The organism is Chondrinema litorale, assembly GCF_026250525.1.
Taxonomy (GTDB): domain Bacteria; phylum Bacteroidota; class Bacteroidia; order Cytophagales; family Flammeovirgaceae; genus Chondrinema; species Chondrinema litorale.
In genome coordinates this window covers 1299764-1323329 of sequence record NZ_CP111043.1, presented here as the reverse complement: position 1 = coordinate 1323329, position 23566 = coordinate 1299764, and the positions used below count along the sequence as shown (strand labels likewise).

25 protein-coding genes are annotated in these 23566 nt (G+C 36.1%); 19 read left to right on the top strand and 6 right to left on the bottom strand.

Annotated features, from left to right (window positions below):
* Positions 1–174: 174 nt before the first annotated feature.
* From OQ292_RS05535 to OQ292_RS05520, 4 genes are all read left to right on the top strand, one after another.
* Entirely contained in the window at positions 175–828 is a 654-nt protein-coding gene (locus OQ292_RS05535; RefSeq protein WP_284685061.1) for an OB-fold-containig protein, read from the top strand.
* Positions 829–880: 52 nt separating this feature from the next.
* A complete protein-coding gene (locus OQ292_RS05530) occupies positions 881–2938 on the top strand; it encodes a flotillin family protein (protein WP_284685060.1) in 2058 nt (685 codons plus the stop codon).
* A gap of 117 nt (positions 2939–3055) precedes the next feature.
* Positions 3056–7975, top strand: a complete 4920-nt coding sequence (locus OQ292_RS05525; protein ID WP_284685059.1) for a DNA repair ATPase — start codon at positions 3056–3058, stop codon at positions 7973–7975.
* Positions 7976–8078: 103 nt separating this feature from the next.
* Positions 8079–8675 (top strand): hypothetical protein, encoded by a 597-nt coding sequence (locus OQ292_RS05520; RefSeq protein WP_284685058.1) that lies wholly within the window; start codon positions 8079–8081, stop codon positions 8673–8675.
* A gap of 2 nt (positions 8676–8677) precedes the next feature.
* Here OQ292_RS05520 and OQ292_RS05515 read toward each other — a convergent pair whose 3' ends face one another.
* Positions 8678–9385, bottom strand: a complete 708-nt coding sequence (locus tag OQ292_RS05515; RefSeq protein ID WP_284685057.1) for a hypothetical protein — start codon at positions 9383–9385, stop codon at positions 8678–8680.
* A gap of 120 nt (positions 9386–9505) precedes the next feature.
* Between OQ292_RS05515 and OQ292_RS05510 the strand changes: the two genes are divergently transcribed.
* Both OQ292_RS05510 and OQ292_RS05505 read left to right on the top strand, forming a co-directional pair.
* The gene (locus OQ292_RS05510) at positions 9506–9952 is read left to right on the top strand and encodes a bifunctional polynucleotide phosphatase/kinase family protein (RefSeq protein WP_284685056.1); all 447 of its coding nucleotides are present in this window, start codon (positions 9506–9508) and stop codon (positions 9950–9952) included.
* Positions 9942–10703 (top strand): tRNA(His) guanylyltransferase Thg1 family protein, encoded by a 762-nt coding sequence (locus tag OQ292_RS05505; protein ID WP_284685055.1) that lies wholly within the window; start codon positions 9942–9944, stop codon positions 10701–10703. Before OQ292_RS05510 ends, OQ292_RS05505 begins: the two co-directional genes overlap by 11 nt.
* A gap of 49 nt (positions 10704–10752) precedes the next feature.
* On the opposite strand, the gene OQ292_RS05500 is transcribed toward OQ292_RS05505, so the two are convergent.
* On the bottom strand, positions 10753–11133 hold the full coding sequence (locus OQ292_RS05500; protein WP_284685054.1) for a hypothetical protein: 381 nt from the start codon (positions 11131–11133) through the stop codon (positions 10753–10755).
* A 314-nt stretch (positions 11134–11447) separates the two neighbouring features.
* Here OQ292_RS05500 and OQ292_RS05495 point away from each other — a divergent pair, with 314 nt between their 5' ends.
* Positions 11448–11888, top strand: coding sequence for an SRPBCC family protein (locus OQ292_RS05495; protein WP_284685053.1), 441 nt, complete (start codon positions 11448–11450; stop codon positions 11886–11888).
* A gap of 20 nt (positions 11889–11908) precedes the next feature.
* Here the strand turns inward: OQ292_RS05495 and OQ292_RS05490 are convergent, their stop codons facing one another.
* Complete coding sequence (locus OQ292_RS05490; RefSeq protein WP_284685052.1) at positions 11909–12952, bottom strand: GMP reductase; 1044 nt, start codon at positions 12950–12952, stop codon at positions 11909–11911.
* Positions 12953–13243: 291 nt separating this feature from the next.
* Here OQ292_RS05490 and OQ292_RS05485 point away from each other — a divergent pair, with 291 nt between their 5' ends.
* The 5 genes from OQ292_RS05485 (at position 13244) to OQ292_RS05465 (ending at position 16227) form a co-directional block, all read left to right on the top strand.
* Positions 13244–13906 carry a DUF6090 family protein gene (locus OQ292_RS05485; protein WP_284685051.1) on the top strand — a complete coding sequence of 221 codons (663 nt, stop codon included), beginning with the start codon at positions 13244–13246 and terminating at the stop codon, positions 13904–13906.
* 159 nt (positions 13907–14065) lie between these two features.
* The gene (locus OQ292_RS05480) at positions 14066–14251 is read left to right on the top strand and encodes a hypothetical protein (protein WP_284685050.1); all 186 of its coding nucleotides are present in this window, start codon (positions 14066–14068) and stop codon (positions 14249–14251) included.
* Between the two features lie 122 nt (positions 14252–14373).
* Positions 14374–14835, top strand: a complete 462-nt coding sequence (locus OQ292_RS05475; RefSeq protein WP_284685049.1) for a hypothetical protein — start codon at positions 14374–14376, stop codon at positions 14833–14835.
* 69 nt (positions 14836–14904) lie between these two features.
* Positions 14905–15630 carry a class I SAM-dependent methyltransferase gene (locus OQ292_RS05470; RefSeq protein ID WP_284685048.1) on the top strand — a complete coding sequence of 242 codons (726 nt, stop codon included), beginning with the start codon at positions 14905–14907 and terminating at the stop codon, positions 15628–15630.
* A gap of 72 nt (positions 15631–15702) precedes the next feature.
* Complete coding sequence (locus OQ292_RS05465; RefSeq protein ID WP_284685047.1) at positions 15703–16227, top strand: GNAT family N-acetyltransferase; 525 nt, start codon at positions 15703–15705, stop codon at positions 16225–16227.
* Between the two features lie 78 nt (positions 16228–16305).
* On the opposite strand, the gene OQ292_RS05460 is transcribed toward OQ292_RS05465, so the two are convergent.
* On the bottom strand, positions 16306–16674 hold the full coding sequence (locus tag OQ292_RS05460) for a DoxX family protein (RefSeq protein ID WP_284685046.1): 369 nt from the start codon (positions 16672–16674) through the stop codon (positions 16306–16308).
* Between the two features lie 111 nt (positions 16675–16785).
* Between OQ292_RS05460 and OQ292_RS05455 the strand changes: the two genes are divergently transcribed.
* The 3 genes from OQ292_RS05455 to OQ292_RS05445 are packed head-to-tail and all read left to right on the top strand — an operon-like array spanning position 16786 to position 18168.
* Positions 16786–17169, top strand: coding sequence for a winged helix-turn-helix transcriptional regulator (locus tag OQ292_RS05455; protein WP_284685045.1), 384 nt, complete (start codon positions 16786–16788; stop codon positions 17167–17169).
* Entirely contained in the window at positions 17159–17635 is a 477-nt protein-coding gene (locus OQ292_RS05450) for a hypothetical protein (RefSeq protein ID WP_284685044.1), read from the top strand. Before OQ292_RS05455 ends, OQ292_RS05450 begins: the two co-directional genes overlap by 11 nt.
* Positions 17636–17649: 14 nt before the next feature.
* Positions 17650–18168 carry a hypothetical protein gene (locus OQ292_RS05445; RefSeq protein WP_284685043.1) on the top strand — a complete coding sequence of 173 codons (519 nt, stop codon included), beginning with the start codon at positions 17650–17652 and terminating at the stop codon, positions 18166–18168.
* A 22-nt stretch (positions 18169–18190) separates the two neighbouring features.
* Here OQ292_RS05445 and OQ292_RS05440 read toward each other — a convergent pair whose 3' ends face one another.
* Positions 18191–18397 carry a helix-turn-helix transcriptional regulator gene (locus OQ292_RS05440; RefSeq protein ID WP_284685042.1) on the bottom strand — a complete coding sequence of 69 codons (207 nt, stop codon included), beginning with the start codon at positions 18395–18397 and terminating at the stop codon, positions 18191–18193.
* Positions 18381–18776: a hypothetical protein gene (locus OQ292_RS05435; protein WP_284685041.1), complete on the bottom strand. Its 396-nt coding sequence runs from the start codon at positions 18774–18776 to the stop codon at positions 18381–18383. Before OQ292_RS05435 ends, OQ292_RS05440 begins: the two co-directional genes overlap by 17 nt.
* A 199-nt stretch (positions 18777–18975) precedes the next feature.
* Between OQ292_RS05435 and OQ292_RS05430 the strand changes: the two genes are divergently transcribed.
* From OQ292_RS05430 to OQ292_RS05415, 4 genes are all read left to right on the top strand, one after another.
* Positions 18976–19890 carry a ketopantoate reductase family protein gene (locus tag OQ292_RS05430; protein WP_284685040.1) on the top strand — a complete coding sequence of 305 codons (915 nt, stop codon included), beginning with the start codon at positions 18976–18978 and terminating at the stop codon, positions 19888–19890.
* A gap of 364 nt (positions 19891–20254) precedes the next feature.
* Entirely contained in the window at positions 20255–21046 is a 792-nt protein-coding gene (locus OQ292_RS05425) for a hypothetical protein (RefSeq protein WP_284685039.1), read from the top strand.
* Between the two features lie 122 nt (positions 21047–21168).
* Positions 21169–22326 carry a family 43 glycosylhydrolase gene (locus tag OQ292_RS05420; protein ID WP_284685038.1) on the top strand — a complete coding sequence of 386 codons (1158 nt, stop codon included), beginning with the start codon at positions 21169–21171 and terminating at the stop codon, positions 22324–22326.
* Positions 22327–22632: 306 nt separating this feature from the next.
* Complete coding sequence (locus tag OQ292_RS05415; protein WP_284685037.1) at positions 22633–23436, top strand: DUF2490 domain-containing protein; 804 nt, start codon at positions 22633–22635, stop codon at positions 23434–23436.
* Positions 23437–23566: the final 130 nt, after the last annotated feature.

Here is a 23566-nt window from a genome sequence, read left to right as displayed (position 1 = left end):
TAATAAATTTTCTGAAAAATAAGAGATTGATAAAGTAGCGTAGGAATCAGATTCACACCAAACTATTAAAAATCTTAAATCACAATTCGTCTTACATAAAGCAGGAGAAATACAATTTTATTTCTCTGTTGGCATCGCTTTGCCAAAGCTGCTAAGACTTTAAACTATACTACTATGGAATTTCTAAGTTATGCTTTGGAGCCTGTAAACTTGCCTTATACATTTTTAATGATATTGGTTTCATTTTACTGGTTGGGCACATTTGTAGGTGTACTTGATCTAAGCAGTTTTGATGTTGACGTAGACTTGGATGCCGATATAGATATGGATGCAGACGTAGACACAGACGCAGATGTATCAGCAGAAGGAGGAAGTGCAGTCAACAATCTGCTTTACTTTTTCAATATAGGTGAAATCCCTATCATGATTCTGATAAGCTTTTTTGCACTGTTTCTTTGGGTAGGTTCTGTTTTAAGTAATTATTACCTAGCAAACAGCTCTTGGGGCGTAGCTGCAATATTATTTATCCCACTCATTATAGTGAGTTTGTTGTTAACCAAAGTTGCTTGTATGCCTTTTGTGCAAATGTTTAAGCACATCAACAAACCAGATGATGTAAAGGTAGTTGGCAAAGTTTGTACTTTGAGAAGTACGGCTGATGGTGAAAATATGGGATTGGCAGAAGTAAAACTAGATGGCATAGCCCAAACAGTTTATGTGGTAACACACGACGGTACTCCGCTTAATAAAGGTGATCAGGCATTGGTACTGATGCGCAAAGAAGATAAAAACTGCTATGTGGTAGAAGCCTATCACACATCAAATTGAATTTAAAAACACATTTATATAAAACTGAATTACAATTTAATTTCTAAAAGATATGATTGGACAAACAGTGATAATTTTTCTGGTAGCTACTGCCGTGATCGTTTTTGGTACAGTTGCTATAATTGCCAGCTTTTTTAAAAAAATACAACAAGGTAAAGTAATAGTAAGAACAGGCATTGGAGGTGCAAAAGTGTTCTTTAATGGAGGTACGGTAATACCTGTTTTGCAAAGAATGGATATTATGGATATTTCTGTTCAGAGCTTCGAAATTAGCAGAGAAGGTAAAAATGGATTGATTTGTAAGGATAACCTTCGTGCTGATATTAGGGTTGCATTCTTTGTGAGAGTGAATCGCGATAGTGTGATGGATGTTGCTCAAGCGATTGGTTGCGATAGAGCATCGGATACGAGTTTGCTTGTTGCTTTGTTTGAAGCAAAATTCTCAGAAGCTTTAAAAACCGTAGGTAAGCAATTCGACTTTATCGATTTATACAATTCGAGAGATGAGTTGAACAACATGGTAAGAAAGGCGATTGGTACAGACCTTAATGGTTATATACTAGAAGACTGTGCGATTGACTACTTAGAGCAAACACCACTTGCTTCACTCGATCCAGATAATATCTTAGATTCTGAAGGTATCAAGAAAATTACTGAGAAAACTGCTGCTCAAAAGATACTTGCTAACAAGATTAGAAACGACGAAGAGAAAACCATCAAAAAGCAAGATGTTGAAAGACAAGAAGCAGTTCTTGAGCTTGAAAAACAACAAGCTGAAGCAGAAGAAAAACAACGCAGAGAAATTTCAACAATTCGCTCAAGAGAAGAAGCTGCTGCCTCAATGGTAGAGCACGAAGAAAGATTGAAAGCAGAAAATGCACGCATCCGTGTAGATGAAGAATTGGAGATTGCTACTCAAAATAAAGAGAGACAAGTAATTATTGCTCAGAAAAACAAAGAGAAAGTAGATGCAGTAGAGACAGAGCGCCTAGAAAAAGAAAGAATGCTAGAAGCTACAGAAAGAGAGAAAATTGTTTCGTTGGCAAATATTGCTAAAGAAAAAGCCCTTGAGCAAGAGAAACGCGATATTCAAGATGTAATTAAAGAGCGTATCATTCTTGAAAAATCTGTGGTAGAAGAGCAAGAGAAGATTAAAGATACTCAGGCTTATGCAGAGGCTGATCGTTTGAAAAAAGTATCGATTACCAAAGCTGAGCAAGATGCAGAAGAGCAATTATTGAAAGAAGTAAAAGCTGCTGAAGCACAAAGACAGGCTGCTGAAATTAGAGCGAAACAAAAACGCATTGATGCAGATACTGAATTTATGATCGCAGAAAAAGATGCAGAAGCTACCAAAGTGTTGGCTAAAGCGAAAATAGAAGACGAAGCTGCTAGAGGTATTGCAGAAGCGAAAGTAATTGAATTTAAAGCGCAAGCTCAAGAGTTGCAAGCTGCTGCAGATGCTAAAACTATCGAAGAAACAGCCAAAGCAGAGGCAAAAGGTATGGAAGCGAAGGCAATTGCCATTGAGAAACAAGGTATGGCTGAGGCTAAAGTAGCTAATGAGAAAGCATTGGTAGAAGCACAGAGAATTAGAGCAGAAGCTGAGGCTAACAAATTGTTAGACGAAGCTGGTAGAGGTTTGGAAGAATTCCGCTTGAAATTGCAGATTGAGAAGGATATTGAAATGGCGCGTGTAAATGTGCAAAAAGACATTGCAATGGCACAAGCTCAAGTAATGAGTGATGGATTAAAATCTGCTAAGATTGATATCGTAGGTGGAGACAGCATGTTCTTCGAGAAAATTATTCAGTCTATTACCACTGGTAAATCAGTAGACCGCTTTGTAGAAAGCAGTAGTACTATACAGGAGATCAAAAGCAACTTGCTTGATTCTGAAAATGGTAACATGATTGAGAAAGTAAGAGACATGATTTCCAGATTCGGATTAACCACAGAAGATATCAAAAACTTGAGTGTATCAGCCTTGTTGTTCAAACTTTCAAGCTACAGCAACGACTCGAAAGAGCAGAGCTTTATCAGTAGTTTGATAGACCACGCCAGAAAATCAGGCATTGCCGAAATGCCAGTGAAAGCACTTGGTTTGTAATCAATATTCAGAGAACAGTCAACAGTTATCAGTTGTCAGAATACGATGACTGATAATTGCTCTCTAGTAACAGTAAATGAAATACTGCTAACTGTAACCACCTGTTAACTGAAAAAAATGGAACAAAATACAACACCACAAGCTACAGAATCACCGCAAATAGATGCTGGTACCTATGAGATATTAAAGCAGAGGCTGAAGCAAAGTGGCAATACACTACAAGAAAAATTAAACCAGCTAAACGAGGTAAGGAAAGATACCTTTGGTAATATTCCGACTACCTTGTTAAAAACCGAGCGAATTAGCACAGAGAATAATTGTGTTCCCCGCGACATGATAGCGGTAGGCGACCATTTTATTTTTGGTTACAATGTGCATATAGGTTTAAAGTCTGAGGTGGAAATATCTGATGTTTTCAGTGTTTATCAGTTCAGATCAGACGATGACAGCTTTCATGCAAAAGACCTTTCATTGCTTTCAGATGAGCGTTTTGCTGAGGATTTCCGTCAACTTTACAAATATTACAAGCATACAACTTTTTCTAAGTTTGTGGTTATTGGGCCGCACCTTTTCCTCAAATTTCAAACATCCAAAGACACAAGCAGTGTAAAAGCTTTTAAGTTTTTGGTTGAAGGAGAAAAGCTCACATACCTTGATAATCGCAGCGATCACGAAATAAAATATCCGGCACAGCATGAGTTTGAGTGGAAGAGAGCAAGCCGCGATCACCATAGAGAAGGGCAACACCCACACATTTCCATTATGGATAAAGTGTTTGTGGAAACCATTGGTGGTGATCTTACCATCAAAATTGAAGATAATACAGATTCAGGAGAAGGGATTTATGCAGAAGAAGTAAGCCAACCAGAACAAACACTGGATGATGCAGAGATTTACTTTGCAGATTTAGGCAACCTAATTCTGCTCAAGATTAAACCTTATATGGAAGAGCATTTTCGCTTTTTCGTATTCAATTATAAACTGGGCGAGGTACACAGAATCGATAGTATTAAAGATGCTTGTGTGCTTTTACCAGATGAGCAAGGTATTATTTATTCGCAAGGATATTATTTGCAAACCGGTGAGCTTAAAATTTACGATGAGAGCCTAACTGGAATGCGCTTCGAGAAAAAGAATATTTCTCCCAATGGAGAAGATTTTCAATATGTGTTCTACAATCCTGCTGAGGGCGATTATGTATTGCTTTCTTATAACAGGATAGAACAAACAGTAGAAAGTCCGGTAATATGTAGCGGTTATTCTTTTTTTAGAAATGGTGAGTTGGTGTATTTTAAGGCAGATCATGAGCCTAAAAAGCACCATGCGCTCCAACTTTGGCAAACTCCTTATGTGCATCCAGATTATGAGGTGCCTACTCAAAATGAAAGTTATCTATACAAAGTAGGTAACAAAGATATTGTGCGGGCAATGGCAGAGTGTAACGAGTTGCTAAAGCTCATTCAGAAGGAGGAGGCTTATACAACGCTTTATCAAGATGTAGCGAAGAAATCAAGTGAGATTGGAGACAGTTATTACTGGATTGGCCACGAAGAGGCTTTCCAGATAGATACTGTTTTGCAGGAAATCCACCAAAACTCGGTGGTAGCAATTGAGGAGTTTGAGAAGGTAAGAAGGATTAAGAAAGCTACACTCGAAGCAGTTGGCAAGGTTTCTAAAGAAGCCAAAGAGTTAGTAGATAAAGTAAGAAGAAGGCAATACAAAGAGATCAACGATTTTGTTGAAACCCTTGCCAATATTCGTAGCATTCGTGGTGAAACGATTTCTCTCAAAGAGCTTCGCTATGCAGATATTCCGGCTATAGAAGAGCTAGAAAAACAGCTAGCAGAGAGAAACGAAGAGGTTTCGCAAAAGTGTGTGGCTTTTCTCTTAGAAGAAAACTCCTTGTTGCCTTACGAGCAAAAAGTTGCTGGGCAAAAAGATAAGATTGATGCAGTAAGCAAAGTGGCGGAAGCTGATCAAGTACAACAAGAAAACGATCAGATTGGGCAGGAGTTAGAGATGTTGATCGAGATTGTAAGTAATCTTAAGATTGATGATGCCACACAAACAACAGCCATCATCGATAATATTTCAGATATTTATGCTTCGCTTAACCAAGTAAAAGCCAAGTTAAAACAGGTACGTAAAAACCTGTTAGGCACTGAGGCAAAAGCCGAATTTGCTGCGCAATTGCGTTTAATTAGTCAATCGGTAGTTAACTATCTGGATGTAAGCGACACTCCTCAGCGCTGCGAAGAATACATGACTAGGTTGATGGTACAGCTCGAAGAACTGGAAGGCAAATTTGCCGATTTCGATGAGTTTATTCCACAACTTGCAGACAAGCGAGACGAAGTTTATCAAGCTTTTGAAAGCAAAAAACTGAGTCTTACTGAGCAGAGAAATAAGAAGGCAACCTCACTGCAAAGTGCTGCTGATAGAATACTCAAAAGCATTGAGCATAAGGTAAAGTCTTTTAAAGAAGTAAGCGAGATTAATGCCTATTTCGCGGCTGATATCATGGTGCACAAAGTGCAAGAAATGATTACGCAGTTGCAATCTTTGGATGATAACGTGAAGGCAGATGACCTGCAAAGCAAACTGAATTCAACCAAAGAAGAGGCGGTAAGACAGTTAAAAGATAGGCAAGATTTATTTGCTGATGGAGAAAATGTGATCACCTTGGGTAAACACAAATTCTCTGTAAATGTGCAGTCGCTGGATGTGAGTTTGGTACAACGCGATGGCGATTTGTATTACCATCTTTCGGGAACTAATTTCTTTGAAAAAGCAGATTTGTCTGGAAACCATTTCCAGCCAGCTATTATGGTTCAAGATATTGTTTCTGAGAACAGTGATGTGTATAGGGCTGAGTACTTGGCTTATCAATACTTAAAACAAATTAAGCGAGATAAAGCACTAAGCGAGCAAGCAGGTTTACCAGTAAAAGAACTGGCTTCAAAGATTCAAACCTATATGGCACCTCGCTATCAAGAGGGTTACCAAAAAGGTGTACATGATGCCGACGCAGCCATTTTACTGCAAAAGCTCATCGATCTGGAAAGTAGAATTGATTTGTTGAGGTTTATGCCCGATGTACGTGCTTGCGCTGCATTATGGTGGCAGATGTTTGCAGAAGATTTAAAAGAAGGCGATAACAGCAAAGCTTTACTTCTGCATCGAATTCGTGGGCAAGCGGTTATTAGAAAGCTTTTCCCGAATAGCGAAGATCAGCAACAATTGATTGATGATTTAGCAACTGAAATCACTGCATTTGTAGAAAGTTCAGGATTGTTTACTGCTAGTATTGCTAAACAAGCAGCAAGTTATCTTACTTTAGAACTAGCTGAAAATGATATATTTACTATCAGTAGAGAAGCTGCATTTATTTGTGAAGGTTTCACTAAAGACCTAAAGGATAAAGATGCTGAGGCTACTTATAAGCATTCTGTTGCCTCATTAAAAGATATTCCAGAAGATGCCTTTACACTCATTTGTGATTGGCTGAAAGCTTGGTTGCAAGGCCAAACTTTTGATGGTATTAGTAATGTAGCTACAAGTATTAATGAAGCTGCAGTGTTACTCTTCACCAATTCATTCGATAATGCGAATGTTTTGAATGTGGAAGTAGAACAGGCAATTGAAGGTTTAAGTGGTGAGCATAATTCTATAGAGAAGGGAAGTTATACACTTAACTACCACAACTTTATGCAAAGGCTCAGCAAGTTCGAGAATAAAGTTGTGCCTGCTTATACAAAATTTCAAGAGCTAAAAAAATCGATGGTGGATAAATTCCGCCAGCAGATTAGGTTAGATGAGTTTAAGCCAAGGGTGTTGAGCTCTTTTGTGAGAAACCAGTTGGTAGACCAAGTGTATTTGCCTTTAATCGGTGATAACCTTGCCAAACAAATTGGTGTAGTGGGACATAACAAACGGACAGATTTAATGGGTATGTTGCTCTTAATTTCGCCTCCGGGTTATGGTAAAACTACACTCATGGAGTACATCGCCAACAGAATCGGTTTGATTTTTATGAAGATAAACGGGCCTGCAATTGGGCACCAAGTAACTTCTCTCGATCCCGACGATGCTGGAAATGCCAGTGCCAGAGAAGAACTAAAAAAGCTCAACCTTGCATTTGAGATGGGCGACAATGTAATGGTGTATCTAGATGATATACAGCACTGTAACCCAGAGTTTTTACAAAAATTTATCTCACTTTGCGATGGTCAAAGAAAGATTGAAGGTGTGTACAAAGGCGTCCCGCAAACTTATGATCTAAGAGGAAAAAGGGTGTGTGTGGTAATGGCAGGTAACCCTTATACAGAAAGTGGCGAGAAGTTTAGAATTCCAGATATGTTGGCAAACAGAGCCGATACTTACAATCTAGGTGATATTATTGGCGATACAGAATCGCAATTCAGATTGAGTTATATCGAGAATGCGCTTACTTCTAATCCGGTATTAACCAAACTAGCAGTAAGAAGCCGTAAAGATATTCACACGGTTATTCGCTATGCGGAAACGGGCAATAGAGAAGGTCTCGACTTTGAAGCCAATATGGACTCTGACGAACTCAACGAGTATGTGAGCGTACTTTCTAAATTGTTGAAAATACGTGATGCAATTCTTAAAGTAAACTTGAAATACATTGAGTCGGCAGCACAGGCGGATGAATACCGTACTGAGCCAGCCTTTAAATTGCAAGGTTCTTACCGTAACATGAACAAATTGGCTGAGAAAGTAATGCCGGTAATGAATGAAAAAGAATTGCAAACATTGGTGCTTTCTCATTACGAAAATGAGTCTCAAACGCTTACCTCTGGAGCAGAAGCCAACATGCTAATATTTAAAGGCATGATGAACTGGCTAGATGAAGTTGCCCATAACCGTTGGGAAGAGATCAAAAAAGTATTCATGAAAAACCAGAAACAAAAAGGCTATGGTAGCAATAATCAAATGGCTGCTTTGTTGGAACAACTCGAATACTTTACAGAAAACCTCAAAGGCATAAAAGAAGCAATAGAAAAGAAATAAATTGAATACGTATAAAAGTTTAAAGGCAAGAACATTTTATTTGTTCTTGCTTTTTTTGTTTTAGATGCTAAATTGTGGTTTTCTACCAATTAACTGTGAAATAATGAAAAAGGCATTTTTTAGCATCTTACTAACTTTAAGCATTTCGTATCTAATCTTTTTACAATCTGCTTATGCACAATACGCAGATACAGATTCTACTAGCGCAAAACCCATTGATGCCCGAGCTGAAGCAGCAGCGCTTTTTAATCAACTACCATTAGAAGAAAAAATAGAGACACTTATAAAAGATCTTTATAGAGATACTGTAAAGTTTAATCCGGATGATGTGATGTTATATTCTTCTACTTTGACAAATGTAAATTCGTATAGTCCTTTATTTATTATCAACAATCTTGAACAGCGATATAAATTGGATATTGTTGATGCTGCTTGTGTGAGAGATTTTATAGAAAACTACTTGCGAAGTGGAAAAATCAAAAGTATAGAAATGTGTGATGGTAGTAAGTATGGCTGTATGACTTATGGATCAATGGGCAAGCAAGGTATTGTATTTATGGAAATAGATGGGTTGGAAGATATAAAAACAACCCAATGTGGATTTAGGCAAGGCTCTAATCTCCACAAATGGGAAGATGGCAAAATAGTTACTGCGCTGTGTGGATTAGCTAATACTTATCTCAAGAATAAAAAAGACTAAGCCTACTCACATTTTGTATCATATACATAAATATGCTTAGCAAACTCTTTCCACATTAACTTGCCTTGGCTAAGCATGTCGCAGTCTTTAAAAACCATATTATAACCATCTTTCTGGTATTTTCTTTTTGTAACTAGTATAGGTCTTTCATTATTTATAGATACAAGGTGTGATAGGTCTTCACCACCAGTTAAGCTAATAGAAGCGAAACTTAAATTTCCTGAGTCGTTAGCTTCACGGCGTGTGTATACCTTAATTTTAGAGTCGAATCCTGGGTTCACTAATTGAGCCAAGTCGTATACTTCTCTTTTTCCTGGTAATAATATACGCTCAAAAATTACCCATTCTGTTTCTACCGCTTTTAAAAAAGTAGTATCAGAAGCTTTTTTTAAAGTAGTTAATAGAGGCATGTCTTTATGTTTGGCTCCTACACCCGGTATAACACCCAGTGTTTGAATTTCTAACATCTTGTATTTAATTTTTCCTTGATCTGTTTTAATTGTAAAAGCCTCAAGAAGATCGCCATTTACAGAGTCTCTAAGAATAGAGCCATTAATAATTACCCCTTTCACTGTGTCACCTTGATTGGTAACTACATAGGCCTTATCGTTATTTAAGATCTGGTCTTGTGGTAATTGTTGAACAAAAAATTGAGCCTGCGAATACAAACTCACTAGCAATAAAGCGATGAGAGATACAGATATTTTCATATGTGCAATTTGTTTTAAATAAAAACTTGTGAATAATTATTATACCTGCACTTCTTCTATTTATTATAGCCACTTAAAAATTATATTTGGTTGCAGTAGAAAAAAGTAAATATTTAAGTATTGGAAGCGATTATTTTCACAGGAATTCAAGGAAGCGGCAAATCAACCTTTTACAAAGAGTATTTCTTTAATACTCATATTCGCATTAGTCTCGACTTGCTAAATACCCGCAATAAGCAAAATCTATTCTTAGAAACCTGTTTTGCGACGCATTCAAAATTTGTGGTGGATAATACTAGCCCAACCATTGAAGATCGCAAGCTTTTTATCGATCAGGCTCGGGCTCGCAAGTATAAAATAATAGGTTATTATTTTAAGAGTACTTTAGATGATGCGCTAGAAAGAAATAACCAGCGTACAGGAAAACAAAGAATTCCGGAAGTGGGTGTTAAAGCTTGCTATAAAAAAATAGTTTTACCCACCTACCAAGAAGGCTTTGATGAACTGTATTCTGTAGAAATTAAAGACAATAAATTTATAATTAGCAACTGGCAAAATGAAGTTTAACGAGCTTGATAAGCAATTACGCATTTACGAAACTGCCCACGATTTTTGTGTGCCACCGAATATGTATATTGTGGCAAGAATTGATGGAAGAGGTTTTACGCACCTTACTAAAGAGAAACATAATTTTAAGCGTCCATTCGACGAGCGATTTAGAGATATAATGGTGGAGACTGTTAGCCATTTAATGAATTGTGGCTTTAAAGTAATTTATGGATACACACAAAGCGATGAGATTTCTCTCTTATTCGATCTTAACGAAACTGCTTTTGCCCGTAAAACCAGAAAAATAAATTCGATTTTGGCGGGTGAGGCAAGTGCTAAGTTTTCTTTGTTGCTAAATGATATGGGCGTGTTTGATTGCCGACTTTCTCAATTGCCTAGCGATAAATTAGTTGTCGATTATTTTAGATGGAGAAATGAAGATGCACATAGAAATGCATTAAATGCACACTGCTATTGGTTGTTGAGAGAGCAGGGTAAATCTGTGAAGGAAGCTACCAAAACCATAGAAGGCAAATCCACTGCATTTAAAAATGAATTACTTTTTCAAAATGGAATTAACTTTAACAATCTTCCACTTTGGCAAAAAAGAGGCATAGGGCTTTATTGGCATTCGGTAGAAAAACCAGGTTGGAATCCAGTAAAACAGCAGGAGGAAACCACTTTTAGGAAAGAGATTAAAGTGGATGATCAATTACCAATGGGTGATGCCTACAGTGAATTTATAAAAGGGATATTAGAACCAGTTTAAGGAGGAATATGAGTTCTGTAATTTCGTATTGGTTACATGCTCATTTATGCTAAAGCTCCACAATATCCAGCCTTGCTTTAACTGTAAAATCGCTGAAGTTAGACGAGATAAATACTTCGTAGAATTCAGTAGTAATGTTTGTGATGTTCACGGTTAATGTATCATTTTTACTATCTCCATATTTATCCCCTTTAAGCACTTTGCGGTCGTAAAGTTGATAAGTACAGTTATCTAACCAATTTACTTTATAGCGCACTTTTACATTTCGTTCTAGATGTTCTTCAACTTGTTTATTCTTAGTTCTTGTAATAATGTGGGTACCCGTTTCTTGATTGCTAATTTTGAAAGTTCCTGTTTTTATATCTGTACAAACTGGTTCTGTTTGGAGGTTGAAAAGTGAAATCAGTAAAAACAATACAAATAGTTTCATAGCATGTATGGTGATAGGTTATACCTAAATATGGCTCTGTGAACTTAACGAGTGAATTGAATAATGTAATGTTTTTTAGAATATAATTGCATTATTTTAATAGTTCGCATTATGATCTAATAAATCGATTATGTCTGAATCAGGCTCAAAATTGGAGGTTTTTATTCGTATTTATGCTGTAAATCTAAAATTTTAGAAAAAAAATAAGATTTTTTAGATAACCATAAGAGTGTACAGAACAAAAGCTGTTGTATCTGGTTTTTCAAAACATAGAATATATTAACTCAGGCTGTAGCTAAATCGAACCAACTATCATGTACAAAGAACATATTGCAGAAATTAATAAAATAATAAATGTACCAGTAGAAGTAATTTGGGATGCTCTAATAAACCCGAAAATAATTAAGAAATATATGTTTGGTACTGAGATTACCTCTAATTGGAAAGAAGGTAGCAAAATAGAATGGGTAGGTGAGTTAGACGGAAAACCTTTTGAAGAAAACGGATTGATACTTTTAATGATTCCTGAAAACATGTTGCAGTATAATCGCTATAGTCTCTCTTCTAAACCTAATGATACCTCAGATAACTTTAAAACAATTACCATTGAGCTTACTAAAGAGCTAAACGGAATTTTGGTAAATGTGAAAGAAGATAACAATCAAGACTTAGAAGATAAAGGTTATACAGAACAGGTTTGGAATAAGATTCTCAATAACCTCAAAACATTGTTAGAAGAAAAAGAAAAGCACTGAATAACTCAGTGCTTATAAAATTACTTATTGTTATATACTCGGTTTTCTTGCTCCACCACTCTTATAAAAGTAGTACGTTTGGTAAGCTCTTTTAGGCGAGGAGCACCAACATAAGTACAAGTACTGCGAATACCACCTAAAATATCTTGCAAGGTATACTCAACATCTCCTTTAAAAGGCACTTTTACAGTTTTGCCTTCACTAGCACGATACTCAGCTACACCCCCAAAATGTTTCTCCATAGCTGTTGAAGAACTCATCCCGTAAAATTGCTTATATTTTTTGCCATCTTCTTCAATTAACTCTCCACCACTTTCGGTGTGTCCGGCAAGCATACCGCCAATCATTACAAAATCGGCTCCGGCCCCAAAAGCTTTGGCAATATCTCCGGGAGTAGTACAGCCACCATCGCTAATAATTTGTCCGCCTAAACCATGTGCTGCATCGGCACATTCGATAATGGCAGAAAGTTGCGGGTAACCTACACCTGTTTTTACTCTGGTAGTACAGACCGAACCCGGGCCAATACCTACTTTTATAATATCTGCTCCAGCGAGTAAAAGCTCTTCTACCATTTCGCCAGTTACTACATTGCCTGCAATTATTACCTTATCTGGATATTGCTCTCTGGTTTTCTTTACAAATTCTACAAAATGTTCTGAGTATCCGTTGGCAACATCAATACAAATAAACTTTAGTGCTGGGTTGAGTTTTACAATTGCGGCTAGTTTTTCGGAGTCTCTTTGTACGGTGCCAATACTTGCAGCTATAAAATTGCTTGTTTCATTTACAGTTTCCTTAAAAAAACTTTCCCATTCATTTAATTCATAATGCTTATGTATAGCTGTAAAAAGCTTTTTTTCGGCAAGTGCTTTTGCCATTTCAAAAGTGCCAACAGTATCCATATTAGCAGCTATAATAGGAATGCCCTTCCAAATTTGCCCACTATGTAGAAATTTAAATTCTCTTTCTAAAGAAACTTGTTTTCTACTTTTTAGCGTAGATCGCTTGGGTCTTATCATCACATCTTTAAAACCAAGTTTTAAATCACTCTCTATACGCATAAGTTTATGTTATTTTAGTCCTTTTAAAAATAAAATTTTATTAATATAAAGTAGCATTATACCATGAAAACTTTCTGGGAAAGTATTGATCTTTCAGTATTTCCAGAAAAGAATTTTGGGGAAAGAAAATAAATAAGGAAACCTGTACTATTTCTTCCTGTGAGAGGCTAAATGCCAAAGCCCATAACAATACACACCTGAAGAGGAAAATGTTTCCAAAATTTATTAAAATAAGTATTTACTTTTTGTAAGTATTCAATATGCAGGTCTACAAATAATAAAACTGAAAGCATGAAAAAGATTAACTGGAAATATGCTGTTGGAGAAATTATTATTGTAACTATTGGTATTACCATCGCTTTTGCCATAAACCAGTGGGCAGAAAACAGTAAAAATAACAAAGTGAAAAAACAGTATTTGCAAAGCCTAATCGTGGATTTAGATAGTGAGATTGAGGGCTTACACGATAATATAGATTACTTTGATAGAAAGATGAACACCATCCATGTAATTTCACCCTTTTTAGATGGTAAGAAAGTTGGGCGAGATACAATTATGAGAAAAGTATTTAACATGGCGCTTATAGTAAATTTTAGACCTCATGATGCTACTTACAAAGCTTTAATTAATTCGGGAGACCTAAAACTGTTTGATGATTTCGATTTCAAACTCATGCTAGAGAAACACTACGCTCAACACGAGTTAATTAAACAAGACTATTACAGGCAGCATAATATTATGGAAAAATACTTTAGCGATTTTTTAATATATGAAGTAGACACTCGGCAAATACGAAATGGTAATTACGACTTTATGGATAAGTTGATGCTAAAAAATATTATCCAGAGTTTGTATGGCACTTATTTAATTGCAATGAAAACAGCCGAAAAAGGAATAGAAGATTGTGAAGAAACTAAAAAGGTTTTACAAACAGAACTTGAAGCATTTAATTGATGTATTTGCTTTGTTATTGGAGATAATTATTTCTAATTAGTGAATTTTTCGAAATGTGCATTAATTTTTACTTTTTGAGTAGGGCTAAATTTGTTTCATTGCTTTTTGAATTTTAAATTATATGCAAATTCACAATTTCAACTTTCAAAACTTCATACAATGCCTGAAGAAGATAAATTACTCACCTTGCATTTGCAGGGGAAAAAGCGAGTGCGCAACCTGAAATATAGGTGCAATCTGGTTAAAAACTTAATTATTAATACAGGAACAAGCTACCTCGCAGCCCTTCTCTTAATTGAAAGAACTCTGAAAACAAGTTTGCAAAAAATCCAGTTAAAGACATAGAATTTTTTTTCTAACAACAACTACACTCATCAATACCTTGCCTTCAACACCTACCTCCAAATAATCGTGTTACCTAGAAGAGTAACATAACTGAAACTTAATTTTTTTAGCACAGAAAAGGCATGATCTCTAAAAAAGAACTAGACAGTCTTTTGCCCATGGCTAGCGAGTGGGCAAGAAATCAAGAAGACTTTATTATCCAAAATGGTATACCACTTACCGACGACCTTAAAATAGATGCTTATCTCATTGGAGTTGATCAAATAGAAAAAGTAAGGCTGCTAGAAGTAGACACAATTCCGACACCCAATATACCTGTATTAAGAGAAGCTGTAAGCGCTACAGGTTTACTAACTCCCAATACTATTGGAGTTACCTTTAGGTATGGTATTTACATTAGGTCAGATTTTTGGCTTAGAAGAAATTTGGTAGTGCATGAGCTTACCCATACCATGCAATATGAGCGCTATGGAAATGTAATGCGCTTTCTAAAATACTATTTAAAAGAATGCATAGAAGTTGGCTATCCCTATGGGCCTTTAGAGCTCGAGGCCAGAAGAATAGAAAAGGAAATCTGCAATTGAAAAGATTTATATTTTTACTGTTGTGAATTACTGTATATTAAGAATATGATTTTTTAATATTTCATTTTTATGACAGCAAAAGAACATTACGATAAACATCTGGGAAATTTTTATTCGTGGATGGCTGGCGATTTTAATGCACAAAAGGAAGCTTTTAAAGAGTTTCTTAAAGCCCATACATTGTTGCCAAGCCAAAATAACAAAGCAATTGATTTGGGTGCAGGGCATGGAATACAAACAGTGGCACTGGCAAAGCTAGGTTACAAGGTAACAGCTATAGACTTTAACAGCCAGTTGCTGAAAGAGCTTAAAGAACACACCAAAGAATTACCAGTAAACATTGTTGAAGGAGATATAAAAGCAGTAAATAATTTTGCCGATTTACAACCCGCACTCATTGTATGCTGGGGAGATACTCTTATGCATTTAGCTAATAAAAGCGAAATTGAAACCTTGATAGCAGATTGTGCAAAAATATTAGCTAGTGGAGGAAAACTCTTACTTTCTTTTAGAGATTATACTTTTGAGCTGCAAGGTGTGCAAAGGTTTATTCCAGTAAAAAGTGATGCGCATAGAATTCTCACTTGTATTTTGGAGTATTTGCCAGATAAAGTACAAGTAACAGATTTACTTTACGAAAAAACACCAGAAGGTTGGCAGCAAAAAGTAAGTACCTACCAAAAAGTGAAAATTGTTCCTACAGAAGTTGCTGCTTTGCTACAAAAACATGGCTTTAAAATTAGCTATAACGAGCCTGTAAGTAGATTTCAGACAGTAATTGCAGAGAAAATTTAATTTTTACTAATGGATTAATAGTGGTTTTTTGGCAAGTTTACTAGCTTAGTTGAGAATAGAAATAGAGTAATTATGCTAGTGTTAGAAACCGATAGATTACAGCTTCGCCATATTGTACCTGCTGATTTTGATGACCTTTTCAGAATGAACAGTGACCCAGAAATTATGAAATACGTGGGAGATGGCTCAGTGAGAAACAAGGAGCAAATGAAACAAGAACTGGAAATGCTAATTTCTCACTATACCAGAAAACCCGGTTTGGGTATTTGGGCAACTGTACTCAAAGAAACGAATACTTTTATTGGTGCCAGTGGTCTGGTTTATTACGACGATACTCCCGAGATAGAAATAGGCTACCGAATGCTAAAAGAGCATTGGAATAAAGGTTATGCTACCGAAGCTTCTTTTGGTTTATTGAAATACGGGTTTGAAATTATGGGATTAAAAAAACTGGTTTCATCGGCGCATCCAGAAAACATGGCTTCTCGCAGAGTAATGGAAAAAATCGGGATGACCTACATTCACCATTGTTTCCAATACGGATGTATACAGGCTTACTATGAGATTACTTTGGAGGAGTATCAACAGAAAAAATAAAAAATTAGGGCAACACTGTCCGGGACTAATTGTGATAGAGTACAATATCTATTAAAACAATGCCACCCCAATATAATATTAACTAGCTGATACAGCCTCTTGTTTAGTAGAATAAGAAACAATTAGTATTATTAGAAAAATAATTGGTGCAATTCCTCCGGCAATGCCATCTCCGCTAGCAATATGCGCTGTAGCTGCTGAGATAAAAACGATTGCGAAACCTGCATAAGCCCATTCTTTAAACTTTGCTGGAATCATCGGGATTATAAGTATGGCAGCACCAATAAACTTGGCAATTGCCAGCTCTACTCTAAAATATTGTGGAAAACCAAGGTGTTGAAAGTTCGCTACCATCTCTTCACTGCTTAAGTACATAAATGCACTAAAAAGCATCATTAGTGTTACTATGCCGGTACTTATCCAGTAGGTAATTTTTTTTGCGTTCATGTCAGAATCATTTTTTATTCAATGCAAACCTATGCATATTTACTATTCAAAAGATATTAATATCCTAAAGGATAGTGCTATCCTTTAGGAAAGTATACAAGCGAATTCATTATGTGTGAACAAAAAGATTTTCCCAAAGAGCGTAATTTTGCAACTTGCCAAGTGGTTTTAATGCCTGTACGCGATGCCTTAGAGGTATTGAGTGGCAAGTGGAAAATATTAATTCTAATATCACTTCTAAACGAAACAAAGCGGTTTAAACAAATATCCAGAGACTTACAGACCATAACCGACAAAATTCTCTCTAAAGAGCTCAAACAGCTCGAAGAAAATAAGTTGATTAAGCGAACAGTAAAAGATACTTTTCCTCCAACTGTAGAATACAACATCACCGAACATGGCAAAACGATTGAAAAAGTGATTGGAGAGTTAGCCGAATGGGGTAAATCACACCGGCAAGTTGTTATGGGAAAAGTAAACAGTTATGAAGATTAGAGATAGCTTTTTGTTTTTAGGAGGAGTTTGTAGTGCGCTTGTTTCAATTATGCATATTGCCATTATTATTGGTGGTGCAGACTGGTATCGATTTTTTGGGGCAGGTGAGGAGATGGCGCAACTTTCTGAGCAAAATGCATGGTATCCGGTAATAGTTACCTCATTTATTACAATAGTATTTGCCATTTGGGCAATGTATGGTTTTTCTGGAGCAGGTTTAATAAAACCTTTACCACTATTAAAGGTCGGTTTGCTCACAATTTCGGCTATTTACCTTTTGCGTGGTTTGGCTGGAATCCCCCTTGTGCTCTTTGCAGACCATGTATACTTTCAGGAACTGGCAGATAAAATGGTATTTATGATCGTTAGCTCTTTAATTTGCATCGTATTTGGTTCACTTTACCTCATTGGAACTATCCAATTATGGCCTAAGTTGAAAAAATCAGATGCAGAAATACCAGCTTAGTTATTACCAGACAAATGAATAAATTTATTTTCCCCTTTTTACTAATTGCAGCTTTTGCTTGTTCAGAAATCAAAAAATCTCCAGACAATTTTGCCGATTTGGAGAATCTAAATGGCACTCAGTCCGATTCTATACCAGAAGAAGTATACGTTAGCCAAGACAGCCTCTGGGCAATAGATTTTCTTGCCGACTCAGTTACAGATGTAGATGTAGACGATTACATATTTGATAATGAGGGTTTTACTGGTTGTATAGATTGGCATTATCCCGATGAACTTACCTTCTCCAAAGTGTTAGATGCCATGAAGTGGCAACATCCCTCAGACATACACTACCGATTCGATTACTACCCATGTGATATTAAAGGCGAGCTAGAAATGAAGAGCGGCAAGTCTTACGATTTTAGTATGAACTCTGGTGGTTTTATAGCAATATACAACGACGAAGAAAACTTTTACCTTGGCAGCGAGAAAGAATGGCTCAAGAAATACTTTCTAGGGATTAAGCTTACTGATGAGGAATTGGAATATTAACTCTAACTTTTATTGAAAGTACTCATTCCCAATCAGACTCTTCTAACTCGAAAAGTTCATCTACTTTAATATTTAAGACTACTGATATTTTTAATGCTAGCATGGTTGAAGGGACAAATCTACCTTTTTCAATAGCGTGAATTGTTTGTCGTGTTACGTTTACTTTTTCGGCAAGACTTGCTTGTGATAAATTATTTCTAGCTCTCTCTACTTTAATCAGGTTTTTCATCCTTCAGTTTCAATACATAAAAACACACAAATGAGATAATGAGGCAAATTAAGGCAAAAAGATAGGAAGAAATAGCATTTTGCTGGTTACCATCAGGGTAGGTATATAAGTAGTTAAAGATATTTACCAGAATAAATGAGATCACAAATCCGGTAGTGAGTCCTTTAAATTTTAAATAACGGATACGCTCATCTACCATGGGTTTACCCGAAAAATATATAAATAGCAAACCATAAGCTAGATGACCATTAAGGCTTTGAATATTCCATTCATCATTATTAAAATATTCGTAGATCATAGCAGAAATTGCAAAAACTGAGAAAACTATTCCTAAATAGAAGCTTCCTCTAAACCAAGTAAGGGGGAATTGATATTTCATGTTAAAAAAGTTAAGTATACAATACTAAATGTAAAGTATAATTTACATAAAGTCAACTTTTTTATGCTTAAAATTAGGATGTTTAATTCATTAATGACTTCATTTTAAAACTACCGAACCAAAACTTCCTATAGCGTGTCATTAATATAGTGACTATTTCGACTATCATTTTTTAAGATAAATTTAACTACTTACCGGCATGAATACCCCAATTTACATTCTTGGTGCTGGAGCAATCGGGAAGGCTCTTGCAGTAAATCTCATTTTAGCAGAAAAAAACGTGGTTTTGCTTAGAGCAAGCCAAGACGATATTCCGGAAACCACCACGCTTATAAATTGCCGCTATAAAGGCGAAGAACTTCCTCCAGTAAAAGTGAAGTCTATCTCATTAAGCCTTGTAGATGCGCTAGACGGAATTATTTTAGTGGCTACAAAAGCCTATGGCAATGAGGCAATGGCTCAAAAATTAAAAGGCAAAACTGGTAGTTCGCCACTTGTAATTTTGCAAAATGGCTTAGGGGTTGAAGCAGCTTTTATTGATGCTGACTTTCCAGAATTGTATCGATGTGTTTTGTTTGCTACCAGTGAGAGTTTGAGTGAAACAGAAATCAGTTATAAACCAGTAGCAGCTTCTACAGTAGGTAGTGTAAAAAGTAAAAAAACAGATTTACAACAACTTGTACAGGCGATTTCTACAACTAATTTTGCTTTTACTGATGTAGATAACATTCAAAAAATAGCATGGCAAAAAACAATTATTAACTGTGTTTTTAATTCTATATGTCCATTGTTAAATGTGGATAATGGTATTTTTCAGCGAGATAATGATGTTTTGCAGCTGGCTAAAGAAGTTATAGTAGAGTGTCTGCAAATAGCCAAAGCATCTAATATAAACTTGTCGCAAGAAAAAATAGAAGAACGCTTGTTATTTATCAGTAAAAGTTCTGATGGTCAGTTAATTTCTACCTTACAAGACATCAACAATCATCGCGAAACAGAGATTGATTCTTTAAATCTAGCAATTGTGAGCATTGCAGAAAAACTAGGCTTACAATCGCATGTAACACGCACAAAAATGTTAGGAGAGTTAATTAAGATAAAGTCAAAATTCTAAAATTAAACTTCCGGATTTTTTATATTTAGTGTGATGTTTTAGATATAAATTGATATCACTAAATGATTTTCTTAAATGGGTGACCTTGGTCAAATTGCGTTAAGAATTTTTGAAATGATTACGTGAAAAATTCTGGTGTTTGAACGAAGTGAGCGTCAGCCGCTGCTGTTTCAGATTTTTTAGTGATCATGGAGGAAATTTAGCGAATTTGTCCACAGTCTTGATTTTTTCGTTCTTTTGAATCAAGTCAAAAGGACAAAAAGAATACTTCAATTTCTAAGAAATCAGATTCTTACTAGAAAGTGTTTTTTATTGATTGTATCAAACCTCTCATTAGCTAATATATTTTTTTACCTCTCTGGAAATGAAAAGAATACACCTTTTTGAATTTGAAGATCAGTCTTGGTTCCCCAATTGGCTCAGAATGCTCATGACCCGCTACATTGTAGCCATTCATAAACTTTTAGGTTCGGCAGATGAATTGGCTTCACTTATTGCCAAAACACTGCCCTATAGTGAATCTCCTAAAATAATAGATATGTGTTCTGGCGGTGGCGGGCCAATGCCTGAGGTAGTTCAAATTCTAAAAGAGAAACATGGAGTAACTGATCTTAGCCTGAATTTGAGTGATTTGTACCCCAATACAGATGTTGCAACAGAAATAAACAGCCAAAGAGATAGTGACATTACCTACCTCACAGAACCCATCGATGCTACAAACTTACCTGAAAAATATAAAGGTATTAGAACCATGATTTGTAGCATGCACCATATGAAACCCGATCTGGCAAAAAGCATTTTAAAAGATGCCAAAGATGCCCGACAACCAATATGTGTGTTTGAGATTAGCGACAATAGTTTTCCGCCGGTTTGGCTGTGGTGGTTACCCATCCCGATAAATATTATTACTACTTTGTTTATAACTCCCATGGTTCGCCCGATGAATTGGAAGCAAATCGTTTTTACCTACCTCATTCCACTTCTGCCTATTTTTATTGCTTGGGATGGAGCTGTTTCTAACAGTCGCACTTACACATTAGAAGATATGGATGTTTTGCTAGAAGGGCTTCATTCTGAGGACTATACTTGGGAAAAAGGTGTAATAAAAGGCAAGTCTAAAAAATTGTACTTATTGGGTTTACCAGTAAAAAACTGATGCTAGTAATTGAGCTGTACGAATTTGGTGTAAAGTGGCTACATTTTTAAAAAGTTCGAAATTTTGCTAACTTAATCGCAGTCTGAATAGACAAATTTTTAACAGCTTAATTTACTAGAAAAATGAAAACAATTATTTTCACTGTGCTTATTGCCTTGTGTTTACAGGGAGCGTATGCACAAGAACAAACCGCAAAAGTTGCTTTTGCAGCGGTGGCTTCGGTAAACACCCGAGCCGAAATTGAAGCAGGTCTCAAGTCTCACGACAAGGCACTGTTTCTTAAAGATCATTGGATACGAGACCCTTACATTATCTTAGGGCCAGATGATTATTACTATTTAACTGGTACCACACCCAACCCCGGTGATCCAAAAGAAAAAACTGATCCTTACAACAAAGGGCTTTTTAAAGGAAGCATCGTTGGTTCAAAAGTTCAGCTTTGGCGAAGCAAAGACTTAATCGATTGGGAATATCTGGGCACGCCATTCACAATAAAAGATTCTTATCAGTACAAAAAAGATAAGAACGAGATTAAAGAAGAGGTGATTTGGGCTCCCGAAATTCACTGGGTAAAAGACAAATGGGCTTTGGTACATTGCCCGGCAGCGGTGAGCAGTTTGGCTTTTACAAAAGGAGCTAAAGTAAAAGGCCCTTGGAAACACCCTATGGGCGAGGCTTTCGACGAAAAACACGATCCTTCTTTGTTTAAAGACGACGATGGCACTTGGTATGCACTTTGGGGCAATACCTATATTGCTAAGATTAAAGACGATTTTAGTGGATTGGCTACAGAGCCTTACTATATCGAGCCTGCTAGCGAAAGACAAAACCCGCAAAAGCAAGGAGAAACCATTACCCGAATTGGTCACGAAGGAGCAACTATGCGCAAAATAGGTGGCAAGTATGTTTCATTTGGAACCGCTTGGTCTACAGATAAAATGCGCAAAGGTTCTTACAATTTGTACTATTGTGTGGCTGATGAAATTACAGGTAAATATGGACCAAGAAAATTTGTTGGTCGCTTCTTGGGACATGGAACGCCATTCCAAACACGTGATGGTAAATGGTGGTGTACAGCATTTTTTAATGGCGATATTCCTCCTGTGGATAGGGATGGAGTAGAAAGCAAAGATTTATCTGAAACTGCTCAAACCATTAACCAAAGAGGAACTACCATAGTGCCGCTTGATGTGAAGGTGCTGGAAAATGGAGAAATTTACATTCGGGCAATAGACCCTGCGTACGCCGATCCAGGACCAGATGAAAACCAACATTTTTGATGAGATTTAATGATAGTGATGTTTTCAAAACCTGATATTAAACAGTTATTTTAACATCATAAATCATTTAAAAATCTTATTTCCACAGTTACTTTTTCCATATCAAATCAGCTATCACATTTGGAAAAAGAATATACTATTAATATGGAAATGCCTGCTTGTTAAAGGTGGGCATTTCTTTAAAAAATCTTTGAGTAGAATTAACTCACCTCAATTACCCCAGACTATCTATAAAAGAATAGGTGTATTCTATTTTTCGTCATAATGATGCGATTTGGTTAATCGATGCAACTCAGCTCCAAAATTATGACAATGACACTCATCAATTTACCACCAGAAAATACACCGAAACATCAGGCTTACATAAAACTACCTATAGCTTTTATGTTGCTGTTTCTTAGCTTTTCTAGTTTGGCTCAGGTTAAAACTATAGAAACTTATCATCAGCAGTGGTTCCAATATTTTAACAATATCAGGTTTTCAGAAAGATGGAGTTGGTTGTCAGATGGTGGTTTGTTTTTAGAAGATCGCCTGCAATCAAAATCCATGTATATTCTCAGAACAGGTATCGGTTATAACCTTAATCCACAGGTGAAATTTGTTTTAGGTGTAGCCAATTTGGGTTTCTATAATTCTGAGTGCATGAATAAAATTGAATTGCGGCCATATCAAGAAGTGAGTGCTAAAATTGCTTATGGCAAAGTAGGAACAGTCCATCGGTTTAGGTTAGAGCATCGCTTTCGAAAGTTGGTGAATCAAACAGAGTTGTTAGATGATGAAACCAGTTTTAATTTCCGCTTCCGATACAGAATTATGTTTAAAATTCCCTTGGTAAATTTTTCTGAGGATAATCCTAGTAAAAGGCTTTCGCTTAAGATCGGAGACGAGATTTTTCTCAATGCAGGCAAAGAAGTGGTAACCAATGTGTTTGATAAGAATAGAATTATAGTGGGGCCATCTATGAGTTTTTCTAAAAATCTATCGGTGTATTTTACTTATATGCATCAGTTGGTGAGTACAAGTAATGTATCAAACTACAATAGCTATAATGTTTTATGGTTGGGTGTGATGCATAATATCAACTTAATGGATAAGCATAAAAAGAGCTGAGGTTAATAAAATGCCTTTTAAAAGCTTTAATCGCAGATTTCACTTATTAAATCAGGAAATAGAAGGTTATAAAATTATCAAAAAAGCTTATTTTTAACCATATTTAGGGTGTTTAAGGGTTTGTGGAATT